This window comes from Actinoplanes sp. NPDC024001 (genome assembly GCF_040638955.1).
Taxonomy (GTDB): Bacteria; Actinomycetota; Actinomycetes; order Mycobacteriales; family Micromonosporaceae; genus Actinoplanes.
In genome coordinates, this window is sequence record NZ_JBEZZB010000066.1 from 34777 (window position 1) to 51265 (window position 16489).

The window sequence follows — 16489 nt, forward strand, 5'->3', positions numbered from 1 at the left end:
CGCTTCCTTGCGGTGCGCCGTAGCGCTCCGACACCACACTCAACGACCCCCTCTCAGGCGGGTTACGCGCGGCGGCATGACTCTTTTCCGCCGAGCCGGCGCGACGGGCCGGCGGACGGGCGCGATCTGCGAAACCCGCCCGGCCCGCCGAGGGTTCGGGCACTGTCGTGACGGGGAGAAGGATGTGGACGGCAGTCGTTGCGCGTCGCCTCTGTGCGCACACCGTGCACAGTCGTCACAACTGCCTCGGACCTGCGTTTTCACCACTTTGGTGTGTGGTCTTGCACACCGTGCACCCGCGCGGTCACCGAGGTCGAAACGGTCGCTAGTCTGCGGGTGACGGCCTATTCGCGACGTGCGGAGGGCCGGACGATCCTCACGCTGGCGGCGCTGCTGCTGCGACGCGCCGCGCACACAGGTCGGGACGCAATGGTGCGGCTTGCCGGCGCTTGGCGTCGCGAGCGAAAGGAGACACGTGGACCTGTTCGAGTATCAGGGGCGCGACCTGTTCGAACGGCACGGCCTGCCCGTGCTGGGCGGCGGCGTCGCCGAGACCCCGCAGGAGGCCCGGGCGATCGCCGAGCGGCTGGGCGGCAAGGTCGTCGTCAAGGCGCAGGTGAAGGTCGGTGGCCGCGGTAAGGCGGGCGGCGTCAAGCTGGCCGACGGTCCGGACGAGGCGGAGGCTCGCGCCACCGACATTCTGGGCATGGACATCAAGGGCCACACGGTCGGCAAGGTGATGCTGGCCGAGACGGCCGACATCAAGGAGGAGTACTACTTCTCCTACCTGCTGGACCGGGCCAACCGCACGTTCCTCTGCATCGCCAGCGTCGCCGGTGGTATGGAGATCGAGACGGTCGCCGAGGAGGACCCGGACCGGGTCGCCAAGATCGCGATCGACGCGAGCAAGGGCGTGGACGAGGCCAAGGCGCGGGAGATCGTCACCGCCGCCAAGTTCCCGGCCGACGTCGCCGACCAGGTCGTCGACATCGCGGTGAAGCTGTGGCAGGCGTTCGTCGCCGAGGACGCCACGCTGGTCGAGGTCAACCCGCTCGCCAAGGTCGGCGACGGCCGGGTGCTGGCGCTGGACGCCAAGGTCACCCTGGACGAGAACGCCGGCTTCCGGCACCCCGACCACGAGGGGCTCGAGGACAAGTCCGCGGTCGACCCGCTGGAGCAGGCCGCCAAGGCGAAGAACCTCAACTACGTCAAGCTCGACGGCGAGGTCGGCATCATCGGCAACGGCGCCGGCTTGGTCATGTCGACGCTGGACGTGGTGGCGTACGCGGGTGAGAAGCACGGCGGCGTGAAGCCGGCCAACTTCCTCGACATCGGCGGTGGCGCCAGCGCCCAGGTGATGGCGAACGGCCTGGAGATCGTCCTCGGCGACCCGGCCGTGAAGTCCGTGTTCGTCAACGTCTTCGGCGGCATCACCGCCTGCGACGCGGTGGCCAACGGCATCATCCAGGCCCTCGCGCTGCTGGCGGAGCGCGGCGAGCAGGTGACCAAGCCCCTCGTCGTACGTCTCGACGGCAACAACGCCGAGGCCGGCCGTGCCATCCTCGACGGAGCGAACAACCCGCTGGTCCAGCGGGTGGACACGATGGACGGAGCGGCCGAGCGCGCCGCCGAGCTCGCGGCTGCGGGGAAGTGAACTAATGGCTATCTGGCTCACCAAGGACTCCAAGGTCATCGTCCAGGGCATCACCGGCTCGGAGGGCTCCAAGCACACCAAGCGGATGCTCGCCGCGGGCACCCAGGTGGTCGGCGGCGTGAACCCGCGCAAGGCCGGCACCAAGGTGGACTTCGACGGCACCGAGCTGCCCGTCTTCGCCACCGTCGCCGAGGCGATGAAGGAGACCGGCGCCGACGTGTCGGTCATCTTCGTGCCGCCGGCGTTCACCAAGGCCGCCGTGGTCGAGGCGATCGACGCCGAGATCGGGCTCGCCGTGGTGATCACCGAGGGCGTGCCGGTGCAGGACTCGGCCGCGTTCTGGGCGTACAACGTGGCCAAGGGTGAGAAGACCCGGATCATCGGCCCGAACTGCCCGGGCATCGCCTCGCCGGGCGCGTCGAACGCCGGCATCATCCCGGCCGACATCACCCCGCAGGGCCGCATCGGCCTGGTCAGCAAGAGCGGCACGCTGACCTACCAGCTGATGTACGAGCTGCGCGACTTCGGTTTCTCCACCTGCGTGGGCATCGGCGGTGACCCGGTCATCGGGACCACCCACATCGACGCGCTCAAGGCGTTCCAGGAGGACCCGGAGACCGACGCGATCGTCATGATCGGTGAGATCGGTGGCGACGCCGAGGAGCGGGCGGCCGAGTTCATCAAGGCCAACGTCACCAAGCCGGTCGTCGGCTACATCGCCGGCTTCACCGCCCCGCCCGGGAAGACGATGGGCCACGCCGGCGCCATCATCTCCGGCTCGGCGGGCACGGCCGACGCCAAGAAGGAGGCCCTGGAGGCCGCCGGCGTCAAGGTCGGCAAGACGCCGAGTGAGACCGCCCGGCTCATGCGTGAGGTCATGAGCTGAATCTCCACAGCGTTTTCTGCGCGCCGTCGGACGGGCCTTCCCGGGCCCGATCGGCGGCGCGCCGCTGTTTCTGCATCGCCGTGAGCGCCCCGGCGTGAAAAAGTAGGCGGCGATGCCCAGCACAACCGACCGGCCAGACGGCTCGGAGGACCCGTTCGCGGTCGCCGAGGCGCTCCAGTCTGTGGTGCGCGACACCGAGCCGCTGGAGATCGAGCGCGACGACGACGGCGCGGATCCGCAGGACGACCGGCGCGACACCGTCGTCATCGACGACGAGGCGCTCGGGCGCCGCGACACGGTGCGGCTGCCCGCACCGCGCCGGCCGGCCGAGCAGACCGGTCGCGGCGCGCCGCTGCTCGTGGCGGCGGCCTTCGCGACCGTGTGGGCGGCGCTGCTGACCTACCTCCCGGTCGCCGCGGTGATCGGGCTGGCCCGCACGCTGGAGGGATCCGGTGGCATCGGCGGGGCCGCACACGCCGGGCTGGCGGCCTGGATGCTGGGGCACGGTGTGCCGATCGGCACCTCGATCGGTCCGCTCGCCATCGCGCCGCTGCTGCTCACCCTGCTCGTGGTGTGGCGGCTCAACCGGGCGGGACTGCACGTCACCCGTGCGGTGGGCGCCCGGCGAACGGGTTCCACCGGCAGGGCACTGCTGGTGGCGGTCACGGTCGGGTTGACGTACGCGATGCTCGGCGCCCTGAGTGCGCACCTGGTCGACGGTCGCGGAACCGAGGTCTCCACCGACCGGGCCGCGTGGCACTTTCTCGCCCTCGGCATCGCCGGGGCGCTGATCGGCTCGCTGCGCGGCACCGACGCTCTCTCCGTGCTCGCCCGGCGTGTCCCGCCCGTGCTGCGGCACGGGCTGCGGGCCGGGCTGGTGGCGGCCTTCCTGATTCTGGCCGCGGGCGCGGTCGCCGGCGGGCTCTCGCTGGCGCTCGGCGGCGGGCAGGCGGCCGAGATGATCGCCGCCTATCGCACCGGGGTGGCCGGGCAGGCCGGGATCACGCTGATCAGCATGGGCTACGCGGTGAACGCCACGATCTGGGCCGCGGCCTACCTGCTCGGGCCGGGGTTCGCGCTCGGCACCGACTCGGCGATCAGCCTGACCGAGGTCACCGTCGGCCCGCTGCCGACGTTGCCGCTGCTCGCCGGCCTGCCGGACGGGCCGATGGGCGCGGCCGGGACCGCGCTGCTGGCGCTGCCGGTGCTCGCCGGCGCCGCCGCGGGCTGGCTGCTCACCCAGCGGTTGCGGCACGGGCGCAGCGGAACCCGGCGGCCCGGTCGCCGCAGCGGCGCGGTCGCCGAGGAACCGGCGTGGCTGCTGCTGGTCGGATCCAGTCTGATCGCCGGACCGTCCGCGGGGGTGGTGCTGGCGGTGCTCTGCTGGCTCTCCGGTGGCGCGCTGGGCGACGGCCGGCTGTCGCGGATCGGGCCCGACCCGCTGCAGGTGTGCCTGGTGGGCGCCATCGTCGCCGGGGTCGCGGTCGCCATCGGCGCCGCCTCGGCCCGGTTGTTCGGAGCCGGCCGGAACCGGTGATCCGGGTTTCGGGACGGCTTCTTCGAGCCGGCCCTCTGCGTGCCGGAATCCGTGATCCGGTGGTCCGGTGCTCGGCACCGGACCACCGGAAACGGAGATCAAGCGTTCTGCTGCTGCTCCTCGACCCAGCGCTGGACGTCGAAGTCCTGCAGGGCCACCGACAGGATGATGAACAGGATCGCGATCGCGATGCCGACCGCGCTGGTGACGATGCCCGCGATGGCGATGCCGCGGTTGTTGGCGAGACCGGAGTCGACCTTCTTCTTGCCCAGGAAGCCGAAGACCAGACCGATGATGCCGAGGACCCCACCGATGTAGGGGCAGCAGGCGGTCGGGATCGACACGATGCCCAGGATCATGCTGGTCAGGCCCAGGCCGTTCTGCGGTTGGCCACCGTAGGGCTGCTGGCCGGGCGGCGGTCCGTATGCAGGAGGCGGATATGCCACGTTTCTCTCCTCCGAGTTCGCCGCGGAACGGCGATCAATGACAACTTTCAGTCTGCTGGCGCAGCGTAATGGATGTCAGCCGATTTGCGGTGTCCCGGAATGCCCCGTTGTCAGCGGTCCCACCCTGCGACGATAGGGTGCACAGGTGATTGACCCCGCGCCCGCCCGCCTGGTCGTCCTCATCTCCGGTTCGGGCAGCAACCTGCAAGCTCTCCTCAACGCAACCGCGGATCCGGCGTACGGCGCACAGGTGGTCGCCGTCGGCGCCGACCGGGACGGCATCGCCGGGCTGGACCGGGCCACCGAAGCCGGCATTCCCACGTTCGTGGACTCGGTGAAGGCGTACCCGACCCGCGACGACTGGGACGCGGCGCTGACCGCCCACGTCGCCGAACACGCGCCGGACCTGGTCATCTCGGCCGGTTTCCTCAAACTGGTCGGCAAGCAGTTCCTGGACGCCTTCGGCGACCGGTACATCAACACACACAACGCGCTTCTGCCGGCCTTCCCCGGCATTCACGGGCCGCGTGACGCGCTCGCGTACGGCGTCAAGATCGCCGGCGCGACGCTGTTCTTCGTCGACGCCGGAGTCGACACCGGCCCGATCATCGCCCAGGTCGCCGTGCCCGTGCTCGACGGCGACACGGAGGAGACGCTCACCGAGCGGATCAAGGTGGCCGAGCGGGCCCAGCTGGTCGAGTACGTCGGCCGCCTGGTCCGAGAGGGCTGGACCATCGAGGACAGAAAGGTACGGATTCCGTGAGCGTCATTGACGAGGGGCGTCGTCCGATCAAGCGGGCGCTGCTGAGCGTCTGGTACAAGGACGGCATCGTCGAGCTCGCCCAAGCGCTGCACGCCGCCGGTGTGGAGATCGTCTCGACCGGTTCGACCGCGTCGACCGTGGAGAAGGCCGGCGTGCCGGTGACCCGGGTCGAGTCGCTCACCGGCTTCCCGGAAATCCTCAGCGACCGGGTCAAGACCCTGCACCCGCGGGTGCACGGCGGGCTGCTCGCCGACATGCGGCTGGAGAGCCACGTCGCCGAGCTCGCCGAACACGGTATCGAGCCGTTCGACCTGCTGGTCAGCAACCTCTACCCGTTCACAGAGACGGTCTCCTCGGGCGCGGACGAGGAGGAGTGCATCGCCAAGATCGACATTGGTGGGCCGGCCATGGTGCGGGCGGCGGCCAAGAACCACGCGTCTGTCGCGGTGGTCACGGCGGTTGCGGCGTACCCCCTGGTCCTGGAGGCCCTCTCCGCCGGCGGCTTCACGCTGACGCAGCGCAAGCTGCTCGCTGCTCGCGCCTTCGCCGACATCGCGGAGTACGACGTGGCCGTCGCCAACTGGTGTGCCACCGTGCTCGCGCCGTCGGAATGGCCGGAGTTCGCCGGGATCGCGCTGAAGCGGTCGTCGGTGCTGCGCTACGGGGAGAACCCGCACCAGCAGGCGGCGCTCTACGTCGACGCGAACATGCCCGTCGGGCTCGCGCAGGCTGAGCAGTTGCACGGCAAGGAGATGTCCTACAACAACTACGTGGACGCGGACGCGGCCTGGCGGAGCGCGAACGACTTCGACCAGCCCTGCGTGGCGATCATCAAGCACGCCAACCCGTGCGGGATCGCGGTCGGCGCGGACGTGGCTGAAGCGCACCGGAAGGCGCACGAGTGCGACCCGGTGTCGGCGTTCGGCGGGGTCGTCGCGGTGAACCGTGAGGTCACGGTGGAACTCGCCCGGCAGCTCTCGGAGATCTTCACCGAGGTGATCGTGGCGCCCGGGTTCGCTCCGGAAGCGCTCGAACTGTTCCGGGAGAAGAAGAACCTGCGCGTGCTCGTGGCGCCGGCCTGGAACCCGCCGCCCGCGGAGATCAAGCAGGTGGGCGGTGGTGTTCTGGTGCAGATGGCGGACCGGATCGACGCCCCCGGCGACGACCCGGCGGGGTGGGAACTGGCGTGCGGCTCGGCGGCGTCGGCGGAGGTGCTCGCGGACCTGGCGTTCGCGTGGCGGGCCATTCGCAGCGTGAAGAGCAACGCGATCCTGCTGGCGCGCGACGGCGCGACCGTCGGCGTGGGCATGGGGCAGGTCAACCGGGTCGACTCGGCGCGGCTGGCGGTCGAGCGGGCGGGGGCGGAACGGGCCGCGGGGAGTGTGGCGGCTTCGGATGCGTTCTTCCCGTTCCCGGATGGGCTTGAGGTGCTGATCCGGGCTGGGGTCAAGGCGGTGGTGCAGCCGGGCGGGTCGATCCGGGACAACCTGGTGATCGAGGCGGCGGAGAAGGCTGGCCTGACGGTCTATCTGACTGGTACGCGGCACTTCTATCACTGATCGCTCGGGTTTGCCTGCATGGGCTACGGCCGCTTCGCGGCGGCCGTAGCCCATGCCGCTTTCGAAGGCCCCATTACCCGCGTGAGCGACGGCCGAGCCGAGCAAACGCCGCGATCACCATCCCAGCAGTCCTCTCCGGCCGCCGAAGCACATCGTCAGCCGTGAACCGCAGCACCGTCCACCCCGCCAACCGCAGCGCATTCAGCCGTTCGACATCCCGCCGGAACTGCTCCCGCTCCCGATGGTGATCACCGTCGTATTCCACCGCCAGCCGAACCTCCGGCCAGGCCAGATCAACTCGTCCGATCAGCGCGCCGGCACCGTCGCGCACCTCGAACTGGACGGCAGCCGGCCGAATACCCGCGTCGTAGTGCACGGCGATCCGCTCGTCACGGCGCAGCCTGCGGTTGCGCGGTGCCACCACCGACACCGCGGCGTCCGTCCGGAGGCTGGCGACGCCCCACCGGCAGGCGGCACTCGGTCCGCCGATCGCGACTCCCGAGGGAGCTGCCAGCAGGACCGCCGCGCACCACGCCCGGTGGGCGCAGACGTCGGGAAGGGGCCGCCGCCATCCTCGGCCGGCCCACATGCCCCAGGTGATGTGCCCGGCGGCGACGGCTCGGGAGCCGAGGAACGGGGCGGCGGCCAGTTGCGGAGGGATGTGGGGGGGGTGCGGGGCACGGGGCTCAGCATGGTGGCAGCCCGGAAATCGTGCCGAGAGCCTGTGGACAACCCTCGTCCGCCTGTGGACAACGCCGATCAATGGCAGGATCGGAGGGTGCCGAGTGGCTTACCTCGCGTTAACCCGACCGGCTCGTAATGCGCCGTTTACCGGCTGATACGGTCGCGAAAATATCGCCCGGACACTGGGAGAGCAGAGCTATGGGCAAGAAGGTAACCGTCGTAGGCGCCGGTTTCTACGGGTCCACGACCGCGCAGCGTCTCGCCGAGTACGACATCTTCGAGACGGTGGTTCTCACCGACATCATCGAGGGCAAGCCCGCCGGCCTGGCGCTCGACATCAACCAGTCCCGCGCGATCGAGGGCTTCGAGACCAAGGTCATCGGCGTCAGCACCGGCCCGAACGGTGAGGGCTACGAGGCGATCGAGGGCTCCGACGTGGTCGTCGTGACCGCCGGCCTGCCGCGCAAGCCGGGCATGAGCCGGATGGACCTGCTCGAGGTCAACGCGAAGATCGTGCGTCAGGTCGCGGAGAACATCGCGAAGTACGCCCCGAACGCCGTCGTCATCGTGGTCTCGAACCCGGTCGACGAGATGACCGCGCTCGCCCAGATCGCCACCCAGTTCCCGAAGAACCGCGTCTTCGGCCAGGCCGGCGTGCTCGACACCGCCCGCTTCACGAACTTCATCGCCGAGGAGCTGAAGGTTCCGGTGGGCAGCGTCAAGGCGCTCACCCTCGGTTCGCACGGCGACACCATGGTCCCGGTCCCGTCGCGCTGCACGGTGGACGGCAAGCCACTCTCCGAGCTGCTCCCGGCCGACAAGATCGAGGAGCTGGTGGTCCGGACCCGTAACGGTGGCGCCGAGGTGGTCGCGCTGCTGAAGACCGGTTCGGCCTACTACGCCCCGTCGGCCGCCGCGGCCCGCATGGCGAAGGCCGTCGCCGAGGACTCCGGTGTGGTCATGCCGGTCTGCGCCTGGGTCGAGGGCGAATACGGCATCTCCGGCGTCTACCTGGGCGTCGAGGCCGAGCTGGGCGCGCAGGGCATCAAGAAGGTCGTCGAGGACAAGCTCACCGACGCCGAGGTCGCCGGCCTCAAGGAGGCCGCCGAGGCGGTCCGCGCCAAGCAGGCGGACGTCGCGGGTCTCTGACCTCAGCGCACGAGATCACTGCGGGAGAGGCCGGGGCAGCACGCCCCGGCCTTCACCCTTTTGCGGCGTACGGGTAAAGCACCTCACCGTTGCGCCAGCACGACTACGGCGACGAGCGTGGCGACCAGGAAGGTCACGGCCGGCGGCCCGATGACCAGCCGCCGGGTCGTCCCGTCGAGCCGGTCGCGCAGCCGCTCGTTGAAGGCGACGAACGGCACGACCACGAGCGGGACGACGGCGGCCAGGGCGCCGTTGCGCAGCCCGAGGATGAAGTCCGCTCCGCCGGCGCCGCTGACCAGGTCGGCCAGGTCGAAGTCCGCGCCGGTGGGGATCAGGTTCAGCAGCACCGGGACCATCGCGACGGCCAGCCCGATCAGCGGCAACCGCCATCGCTTGCCGGATTCCCGGTCGCTGATCAGGGCGAGCACGCCGAGCGCGACGACCGGGACCACGAAGATCAGCCAGCCGCTGATCGCCATGCCCCACGACCGCCCGCCGGTGAGCCGGCGGGCCAGGTCGACGTAGGCGCCCGCGACGTGGTGGCCGGTCACGAAGAGGCCGAACCAGCACAGCAGGTAGGCGTACCCGGCTCCGGCCCGCAGCCGGTCCCGCCCGCGCTGCTCCTGCCACGCGACCGGCTCGGGCGGTCGCGCCGGGCGCAGCGGCGCACGCCGCCGGGACCGGCGGCGGCGCCGCGTATCGGAGATCATCTTTTGAGGTTAGATCTCCCCGGCCAGGGCTGGTTCACCGGCGGAGCGGGTGGCTGTCCTGATCGTCGTGGACGTCGAAGACCGGCCCGTCGGCCCGGCTGAACGTCCGTATGACCTGGTCGGCCAGTAGGTTCCAGCGAACCCCGCTGGTGCGCAGCCCGTGCACCAGCCAGCGTTCCGGCCTGGTAGTCCTGGCAGCTGGTGATCGCGAACCGCAGGTTGCGGGCCGGCTGCGGGCGCTCGGCGCGGTGCGGGTGCGCCCCACCGGCGAGATCTGAAGGTCACGCGTAGGCGACGGCGACGGCCAGGGTGAGGGCGGCGACCGCGGTGACGACGCCGGCGGTGCCCAGCAGCCACTTGCGGTTCCACAGCGGGTCCACCCGCAGCCAGCTCTGGAGCGCGCCGGATACGAAGACCGCGGCCACGGTGAAGAAGATCAGGACGTAGGCGCACTGGGATCCGTGGACCAGGGCGTCCGAGGCCCAGCCGAAGGGGTCCTTGTCGCGCCGGCGGGGGAAGAGCCACAGCGCCGGGAAGGCGGCTGCCGCGCCGCACACCACCAGGCCCCACAGGATGACCGGGCTGCGTAGCCCGTGCCGGTTCGCGGCGAGAAAACAGCCGGCGGTGGTTCCGGCGGACGCGAGCACGATGAGCCAGCCCGCGGCTGCCATCCCGGCCGGATTTCCACCGGTTACGGCGCGAGCGGTGTCAGTCACGTCATCGTGGAGAAAGTATCCGGTGACGCCTACCACAGCGAACGCGGCGAGCAGCACCACGGCTTTGCCGATCTCGGTCGCCTGGTGCAGCACGTCGTCGGCCCTCGTACCGCCATGGCGAGCCTGATAGCGCTTATCGGCGCGCCGGATCTTCATCGCCTGGGATGGTAGAGGAGGACCGCCAGATCGGGGCCGCCCGGCGATCTACGACGGGCGGGCAGTACGCTCGTACTGCTAAGCATGTGTTTCGGGAGAGGAGCGCCGGCCGATGGCGAAAATCAAGGTCAAGAACCCGGTCGTGGAGATCGACGGCGACGAGATGACCCGGATCATCTGGAAGCAGATCCGTGAGCAGCTGATCCTGCCGTACCTCGACGTGAACCTCGAGTACTACGACCTGTCGATCCAGTACCGGGACGAGACCGACGACCAGGTCACGATCGACTCGGCCAACGCCATCAAGCGGCACGGCGTGGGCGTCAAGTGCGCCACGATCACGCCGGACGAGGCGCGGGTGCAGGAGTTCGGCCTGAAGAAGATGTGGCGGTCGCCGAACGGCACCATCCGCAACATCCTCGGCGGCGTCGTCTTCCGCGAGCCGATCATCATGAAGAACGTTCCCCGGCTGGTACCGGGCTGGACCAAGCCGATCATCATCGGCCGTCACGCCCACGGCGACCAGTACAAGGCGACCGACTTCGTCGCGCCGAAGGCCGGCAAGTTCACCGTCACCTTCACGCCGGAGGACGGCTCCGAGCCGCTGGAGTTCCACGTCGCGGACTTCCCGGCCGGTGGCGTCGGCATGGCCATGTACAACTTCGACGAGTCGATCCGCGACTTCGCGCGCGCCTCGTTCCGGTACGGCCTGGCCCGTAACTACCCGGTCTACCTGTCGACCAAGAACACGATCATGAAGGCGTACGACGGGCGGTTCAAGGACCTGTTCGCCGAGATCTTCGAGACCGAGTTCGCCGAGCAGTTCAAGGAAGCCGGCATCACCTATGAGCACCGGCTGATCGACGACATGGTCGCCGCCGCGCTCAAGTGGGAGGGCGGCTACGTCTGGGCCTGCAAGAACTACGACGGTGACGTGCAGTCCGACACCGTGGCGCAGGGCTTCGGCTCGCTGGGCCTGATGACCTCGGTGCTGATGACCCCGGACGGCCAGACCGTCGAGGCCGAGGCCGCGCACGGTACGGTCACCCGGCACTACCGGCAGTGGCAGAAGGGCGAGAAGACCTCGACCAACCCGATCGCCTCGATCTTCGCCTGGACCGGCGGCCTCAAGCACCGCGGCAAGCTGGACGGCACCCCCGAGGTGACCGAGTTCGCCGAGAAGCTGGAGCGGGTCTGCATCGAGACCGTCGAGGGCGGCCAGATGACCAAGGACCTCGCGCTGCTCATCGGCCGCGACGCCCCGTGGCTCTCCACCGACGAGTTCATGAACGCGCTCGACGAGAACCTCGCGCGCAAGCTCGCCTGATCTCGTACCGAAAAGCATCGAAGCCCGCCGGCAGCCGCCGGCGGGCTTCTTGCTTGCTGTAGCTATGCGACAACTTGCATGTTTGGGCGCGTAACTATGGGGTACGCGCGTCGTTCTTCTCAGTGGAGCGGACGGTTCCGCCCGCTGTCCCCTTTGCGACCGGGGGGTCTTGTCCCGGGCCCCCCGGTTGTCCCGCCGCCGGTCAGGCGGCGTCGCGCAGCAGCTGCGCCGCGTTCTCGGGCACGATGTCGTTCACGAAGGCGCCCATCGCCGACTCCGAACCGGCCAGGTACTTCAGCTTGTCCGCGGCCCGGCGGATGCTGAACAGCTGCAGGTGCAGATAGCCCAGCTCGCGGCCCTCGCCGACGACCGCCTGGTGCCACGCCGAGATGTAGGGCATCGGCTTGCCGAAGAGCGCGTCGAAACGGCGCAGCACGTCCAGGTAGAGCGGGCCGAACGCGTCCCGCTCGGCGTCGGTGAGCGCGGGCAGGTCGGGCACCTGGCGGTGCGGTGCGAGCTGCACCTCGAACGGCCAGCGGGCGGCGGCCGGCACGTACGCCGTCCAGTGCTCGTTGGCGGCCACCACCCGTACCTTCGCTGCCTGCTCGGCGGCGAGCACATCGGCATAGAGGTTGCGGCCGCCGGTCCGCTCGGCGTGCCGAGCGGCGGCGCGCAGCATCGCCGCCGTCCGCGGCGGCACCGTGGGGTACGCATAGATCTGCCCGTGCGGGTGGTGCAGCGTCACGCCGATCTCGACGCCCCGGTTCTCGAACGGGAAGACCTGCGCCACGCCGGGCAGCCCGGACAGCTCGGCGGTGCGGTCCGCAAGCGCTTCGACGACGGTACGCACGCGCGAGGCCGGCAGCGACCCGAAAGCGCTGTTGTGGTCGCTGGTGAAGCAGACCACCTCGCAGCGGCCGAGCCCCGGGCGGACCGGCACCATCTCGGTCAGCTCAGTGATCTCTTCGGGCACGATCCGGTCGCTGAACGAGGGGAACTGGTTCTCGAAGACCACCACGTCGTAGCTCGGCGCCGGGATCTCGCTGGCGAACCGGTCGGTGGTCGGGCAGAGCGGGCAGGCGTCCGACGGCGGCAGGAACGTCCGCGTCTGACGGTGCGCGGCGATCGCGACCCACTCGTCGACCAGCGGGTCGTAGCGCAGCTGCGAGGCCGGCGGGGGCGGCGGCAGCTCGCGGGTGTCCGGGTATCCGGCGCGACCGGAGTTCGGAGCCTCGTCGAAATAGATAAGCTCGCGGCCGTCCGAGAGGTGGACGACCGACTTGGTCGGGCTCACTGGGGGTTCACCACCACGAGTTCAGTAACGGATTCCGCGAGGACGGTGCGGGCGCTCTCGTCCAGACCACCGTCGGTGATCAGCACGTCCGCGCGGCTGAGGGGCACGATCGAGGAGATGCCGACGGTGCCCCACTTGGTGTGGTCGGCGAGCACCACCAGGCGCTCGGCCGCCTCCACCAGGGCGCGGTTGACATCCGCCTCCATCAGGTTCGGCGTGGTGTATCCGGCGCGCTCGCTCATCCCGTGCACGCCGAGGAAGAGCATGTCCAGGTGCAGGGTGCCGACCGCGGCCACCGCCACCGGCCCGACCAGGGCGTCGGACGGGGTCCGCGTCCCGCCGGTCAGCACCACGGTCTGGTCCGGCCGGCCGCCCCGGTAGAACACGTCGGCGACCGGGATCGAGTTGGTCACCACGGTCAGAGCCGGCACGTCGACGAGACGCTGGGCCAGCTCGGCGGTGGTGGTGCCGGCGGAGAGCGCGATGGCGTCGCCGGGGGAGACCAGGGTGGCGGCCCGGACCGCGATCGCCGTCTTCTCGTCGCGCTGCCGGTCGGATTTGGCGGCGAAGCCGGGCTCGTGCGCCGAGCCAGGGCTGACGGTGGTCGCCCCGCCATGTACCTTCGCCAGCAGGCCGCGATCGGCCAGCGCCTCGAGGTCCCGGCGGATCGTCATGTCGGAGACGCCATATTCCGTGGCGAGCTCGCTGACTCGCACGCCGCCGGTGGCGCGAACGCGATCGAGGATCGCGGCCTGACGCTGCTGGGCTAACATCCGCGGACCCGCACCTTCCACAACCGCACTATTTCGAACACACTCGAACAGTACCGTGTGTGAACTCTGTGCGGAAGGGTGAGTTCAGATACCTCGGCCGCGCTTGTGCAGAGCCGACAGCACGTTCTCCACCTTGACCGCCCCGGTCATCGCCGCCAGAGCGATCGCGGTCCGCGGTTCCTTCCAGTTCGCGCGGACCGCCTCCTTGCTGTACCGCCACGCCTGACTGCGGTTCCCGGTCGCCGCCGACCAGCAGGCCAGCTGGCCGTAGACGCGGGCCGCGCCGGGACGGCAGCCGCTGATCTCCGGATGCCGTTGCATCATCCAGCGCAGCGACGAGATCTTGGTGGCGTACTCGTAGGCGTAGTGCGAGGTGCGGCCCCAGAGCACCTGCACCAGCGGCTCGTCCAGGTGCACGATCGGCGCCCGGCGGGCCGCCCGCAGCAGCAGGTCCCAGTCCTCGTTCTGGCTGCCCGGGGCGTCCTCGGCGACCAGGCCGATGGCGTCCTCGGCCAGCGCCTCCCGGCGGATCAGGAACGACGACGAGTGCAGCATGGCCATCCGCGAGCGGGCCAGGTCGTCGACGGTGACCCGGCTGCGGTGGGCCAGTCGGGGGGTGGCGCGGCCCTCGTACTCGACCTCGATCGCGCAGGTGGCGAACTCGGCGTCCGACTCGGCGAGCAGCGCGGCCACCTGGCGGCGCAGCTTGTCCGGCAGCCAGCGGTCGTCGTCGTCACAGAACGCCACCAGCTCGGTGTCGAGCGCCAGCAGACCGGTGTTGCGCGCGCCGGCCAGGCCCGGCGAGCGCCAATTCGTCAACACCAGGACCGGTACGCCCTCGGTGGAGGCGAGCAGATAGTCGGGTTCGGTCTGGTCGTACACCACGACGATCTTGATCTCGCCGGGGTAGCGCTGCTCCCGCACCGCGGCGATCGAACGCCGGACCAGCTCCGGGCGGTTGCGGGTGGGGATGACGACCCCGACGGACGGCCAGTTCATCGTGCCTCCACGTTGATCGGATAGCCGTATGCCCGCAGCATCGGCCCGCACACCGCACCCACGAGGCGGCGCTGGGAGCTGGGCAGGGCGCGCTTCCAGGCGTCGTCCCGGCGCAGCGGGAGACGGCCGACGGTGAAACGCATCGGATTGCCGGCCGCGCTGTGCCCGACCTTCAGATCCGCGTGGGTCGGCCGGAGAAAGTCCAGGTCGGTGGGGTGCAGCTTGATGCCGGCGAAATCGGCCAGGCGCAGCAGCGCGGTGCGCGGCTCGGCGAGGAACTCCTCGTACCGGATCCGGCGCACCGGCACCCCGCAGCGGGCGAGCAGGCCGAACGCGGCGTTGTGCGCGTTCCAGAGCAGCGCCGAACGGCCGGGGGAGTAGCGGGTCATCTCGTCCGTGCCGTCGGTCTCCGGGCGGGTGACCTTCTTGGTCCAGGAGTACGCCACCCCGCGTGCGTCGCGGACCACGTGCACCACGCGCAGGTCGACGTCGTCGGCCCAGCGCAGCACGTGGGCCAGGGCGGAGTGCTTGGAGGAGTCGATCACGACCGGCGAGCCGGAGACGGTGGCCGCGGCGGCGTAGACGCGGGCGTAGTACGACGCGTACTCCCGGACCTCCGGGCTCGCGGCGCCGGCCGAGGCGAGGCGCGGGATGTGCCGGGTGCGCTCGACCGCGTCGCGCAGGGCGTGCACCCGGTCCACGTCGACGTTCGCCCAGCCGTTGAAGGCGAGATCGCCGACGCGGCGCCAGAACGTGCAGCCGGAGAAGCGGGAACCGCAGCCGCAGCGCTCGTTGTCGCGCAGGTCGCGCTGCCACAGGTGAACGACCTCGCCCAGAGCGCACATCCCGGGAAGTTCGCCGAGCAGACGTTCGACGAGCGTGGTCCCGCTTCGCCCCAATCCGCCCAGAAAAAGCACCTGTGCCACTTTGGCTCACCTTCGCTCGTTTCGCTCTGGTAACGAGTGAAGCAAGCAAAAGGAGGCGTTAGGTGACTATCGAGGCTTTCGACCGCGTCCACCTGGACGGCACCGGCATTGACCGGATCACCGAGGACGAGGTCGTGGCCGTGGTGCGGGACGCGCTGGCGGCCGGCCGGGGCGGTCGCATCATCACCCCGAACGTCGACATCCTGCGCCGGGCGTCCGCCGACCCGGAGGTCCGCCGCCACCTGGACGACGCTGACCTGATCGTCGCCGACGGCATGCCGCTGGTCTGGGCGAGCCGCCTGAACGGCGCCCCGCTGCCGGAGCGGGTGGCCGGCAGCAGCCTGATCTGGTCCCTCTCCGCCGGCCTGGGCCGCGACGGCCGCTCCATCTACATCGCCGGCGGCGCCCCGGCGCCCCAGCCCACCCCCGGCGCGGTGGGCGCAGAGCCCGCTCCCGAAAGCACGTCGGCGCCGCACCCCGCGCCCAGCGGCGCGGCGGCTGCTAAGGCCGGTAGTGGGGCAGCTCTTGGCGGTGCGGTGGCGGCAAAGGCCGGTAAAAAGGCGGCTCCCGGCGGTGCGGTGGTTGCGAGCGTTGACGGTGAGGCATCCCTTCAGTGCGCGTCCGGCGGTGCGCTGGCGGCAAAGGCCGGTAGTAAGGCCGCTCCCGGCGGTGCGGTGGTTGCGAAGGTTGGCGGTGGGGCAGCTCTTCAGTCCGCGTCAGGCGTTGCGGTCGTTGCGAAGGTCGGAGGCGGGGGGCGGCAGCCGGAGTTCGGCGGCGCCGTGGCGGTGAAGTCCGCGCCGGGCGGCGCGGCGGCATCCTGCTCACCGAGCGGACCTGCCCGGAGTTCCTGACCCTGCCGGCCTACCTTCGGCACCTGGCCGGTGGGTGCACGGCTCCGGTCACCGATCAG

General features: G+C 70.5%; 17 protein-coding genes. 9 read left to right on the forward strand and 8 right to left on the reverse strand.

Translation table 11 applies throughout. The annotated features are described in order from the left end of the window. Positions 1-475 precede the first annotated feature (475 nt). The 3 genes from sucC to AB0F81_RS25135 all read left to right on the forward strand — a co-directional run bounded on the left by sucC (position 476) and on the right by AB0F81_RS25135 (position 4077). The gene (gene sucC, locus AB0F81_RS25125; RefSeq protein WP_360200987.1) at positions 476-1654 is read left to right on the forward strand and encodes an ADP-forming succinate--CoA ligase subunit beta; all 1179 of its coding nucleotides are present in this window, start codon (positions 476-478) and stop codon (positions 1652-1654) included. A 4-nt stretch (positions 1655-1658) separates the two neighbouring features. Further along, positions 1659-2540 carry a succinate--CoA ligase subunit alpha gene (gene sucD, locus AB0F81_RS25130; protein WP_360200988.1) on the forward strand — a complete coding sequence of 294 codons (882 nt, stop codon included), beginning with the start codon at positions 1659-1661 and terminating at the stop codon, positions 2538-2540. Positions 2541-2652: 112 nt separating this feature from the next. Continuing rightward, positions 2653-4077 (forward strand): DUF6350 family protein, encoded by a 1425-nt coding sequence (locus AB0F81_RS25135; protein WP_360200990.1) that lies wholly within the window; start codon positions 2653-2655, stop codon positions 4075-4077. Positions 4078-4175: 98 nt separating this feature from the next. Here AB0F81_RS25135 and AB0F81_RS25140 read toward each other — a convergent pair whose 3' ends face one another. Continuing rightward, a complete protein-coding gene (locus AB0F81_RS25140) occupies positions 4176-4523 on the reverse strand; it encodes a DUF4190 domain-containing protein (protein WP_360200992.1) in 348 nt (115 codons plus the stop codon). 145 nt (positions 4524-4668) lie between these two features. Here AB0F81_RS25140 and purN point away from each other — a divergent pair, with 145 nt between their 5' ends. Then, complete coding sequence (gene purN, locus AB0F81_RS25145; protein ID WP_360200993.1) at positions 4669-5286, forward strand: phosphoribosylglycinamide formyltransferase; 618 nt, start codon at positions 4669-4671, stop codon at positions 5284-5286. Then, positions 5283-6845, forward strand: a complete 1563-nt coding sequence (purH, locus tag AB0F81_RS25150) for a bifunctional phosphoribosylaminoimidazolecarboxamide formyltransferase/IMP cyclohydrolase (protein ID WP_360200995.1) — start codon at positions 5283-5285, stop codon at positions 6843-6845. Before purN ends, purH begins: the two co-directional genes overlap by 4 nt. Positions 6846-6918: 73 nt before the next feature. Here purH and AB0F81_RS25155 read toward each other — a convergent pair whose 3' ends face one another. Then, a complete protein-coding gene (locus tag AB0F81_RS25155) occupies positions 6919-7275 on the reverse strand; it encodes a DUF559 domain-containing protein (RefSeq protein ID WP_360200997.1) in 357 nt (118 codons plus the stop codon). Between the two features lie 452 nt (positions 7276-7727). On the opposite strand from AB0F81_RS25155, the gene mdh reads away from it, so the two are divergent. After that, positions 7728-8678: a malate dehydrogenase gene (gene mdh, locus AB0F81_RS25160; RefSeq protein ID WP_360200998.1), complete on the forward strand. Its 951-nt coding sequence runs from the start codon at positions 7728-7730 to the stop codon at positions 8676-8678. 83 nt (positions 8679-8761) lie between these two features. Here the strand turns inward: mdh and AB0F81_RS25165 are convergent, their stop codons facing one another. Then, positions 8762-9388, reverse strand: a complete 627-nt coding sequence (locus AB0F81_RS25165) for a hypothetical protein (protein WP_360200999.1) — start codon at positions 9386-9388, stop codon at positions 8762-8764. Between the two features lie 110 nt (positions 9389-9498). Between AB0F81_RS25165 and AB0F81_RS25170 the strand changes: the two genes are divergently transcribed. Further along, positions 9499-9666, forward strand: coding sequence for a hypothetical protein (locus tag AB0F81_RS25170; RefSeq protein WP_360201001.1), 168 nt, complete (start codon positions 9499-9501; stop codon positions 9664-9666). Between the two features lie 3 nt (positions 9667-9669). On the opposite strand, the gene AB0F81_RS25175 is transcribed toward AB0F81_RS25170, so the two are convergent. Further along, complete coding sequence (locus AB0F81_RS25175; RefSeq protein ID WP_360201002.1) at positions 9670-10260, reverse strand: hypothetical protein; 591 nt, start codon at positions 10258-10260, stop codon at positions 9670-9672. Between the two features lie 112 nt (positions 10261-10372). Between AB0F81_RS25175 and AB0F81_RS25180 the strand changes: the two genes are divergently transcribed. Next, positions 10373-11587, forward strand: coding sequence for an NADP-dependent isocitrate dehydrogenase (locus AB0F81_RS25180; protein WP_360201003.1), 1215 nt, complete (start codon positions 10373-10375; stop codon positions 11585-11587). A gap of 202 nt (positions 11588-11789) precedes the next feature. Here AB0F81_RS25180 and galT read toward each other — a convergent pair whose 3' ends face one another. From galT to AB0F81_RS25200, 4 genes are all read right to left on the reverse strand, one after another. Then, the gene (gene galT / locus AB0F81_RS25185; RefSeq protein ID WP_360201005.1) at positions 11790-12881 is read right to left on the reverse strand and encodes a galactose-1-phosphate uridylyltransferase; all 1092 of its coding nucleotides are present in this window, start codon (positions 12879-12881) and stop codon (positions 11790-11792) included. Continuing rightward, complete coding sequence (locus AB0F81_RS25190) at positions 12878-13654, reverse strand: DeoR/GlpR family DNA-binding transcription regulator (RefSeq protein ID WP_360201007.1); 777 nt, start codon at positions 13652-13654, stop codon at positions 12878-12880. The genes galT and AB0F81_RS25190 overlap by 4 nt, the downstream gene beginning before the upstream one ends. Positions 13655-13738: 84 nt before the next feature. Continuing rightward, entirely contained in the window at positions 13739-14653 is a 915-nt protein-coding gene (locus AB0F81_RS25195) for a glycosyltransferase family A protein (RefSeq protein WP_360201009.1), read from the reverse strand. Further along, positions 14650-15579, reverse strand: coding sequence for a sulfotransferase (locus tag AB0F81_RS25200; protein WP_360201011.1), 930 nt, complete (start codon positions 15577-15579; stop codon positions 14650-14652). Before AB0F81_RS25200 ends, AB0F81_RS25195 begins: the two co-directional genes overlap by 4 nt. A gap of 62 nt (positions 15580-15641) precedes the next feature. Between AB0F81_RS25200 and AB0F81_RS25205 the strand changes: the two genes are divergently transcribed. After that, positions 15642-16430 carry a WecB/TagA/CpsF family glycosyltransferase gene (locus tag AB0F81_RS25205; RefSeq protein WP_360201013.1) on the forward strand — a complete coding sequence of 263 codons (789 nt, stop codon included), beginning with the start codon at positions 15642-15644 and terminating at the stop codon, positions 16428-16430. Positions 16431-16489 lie beyond the last annotated feature (59 nt).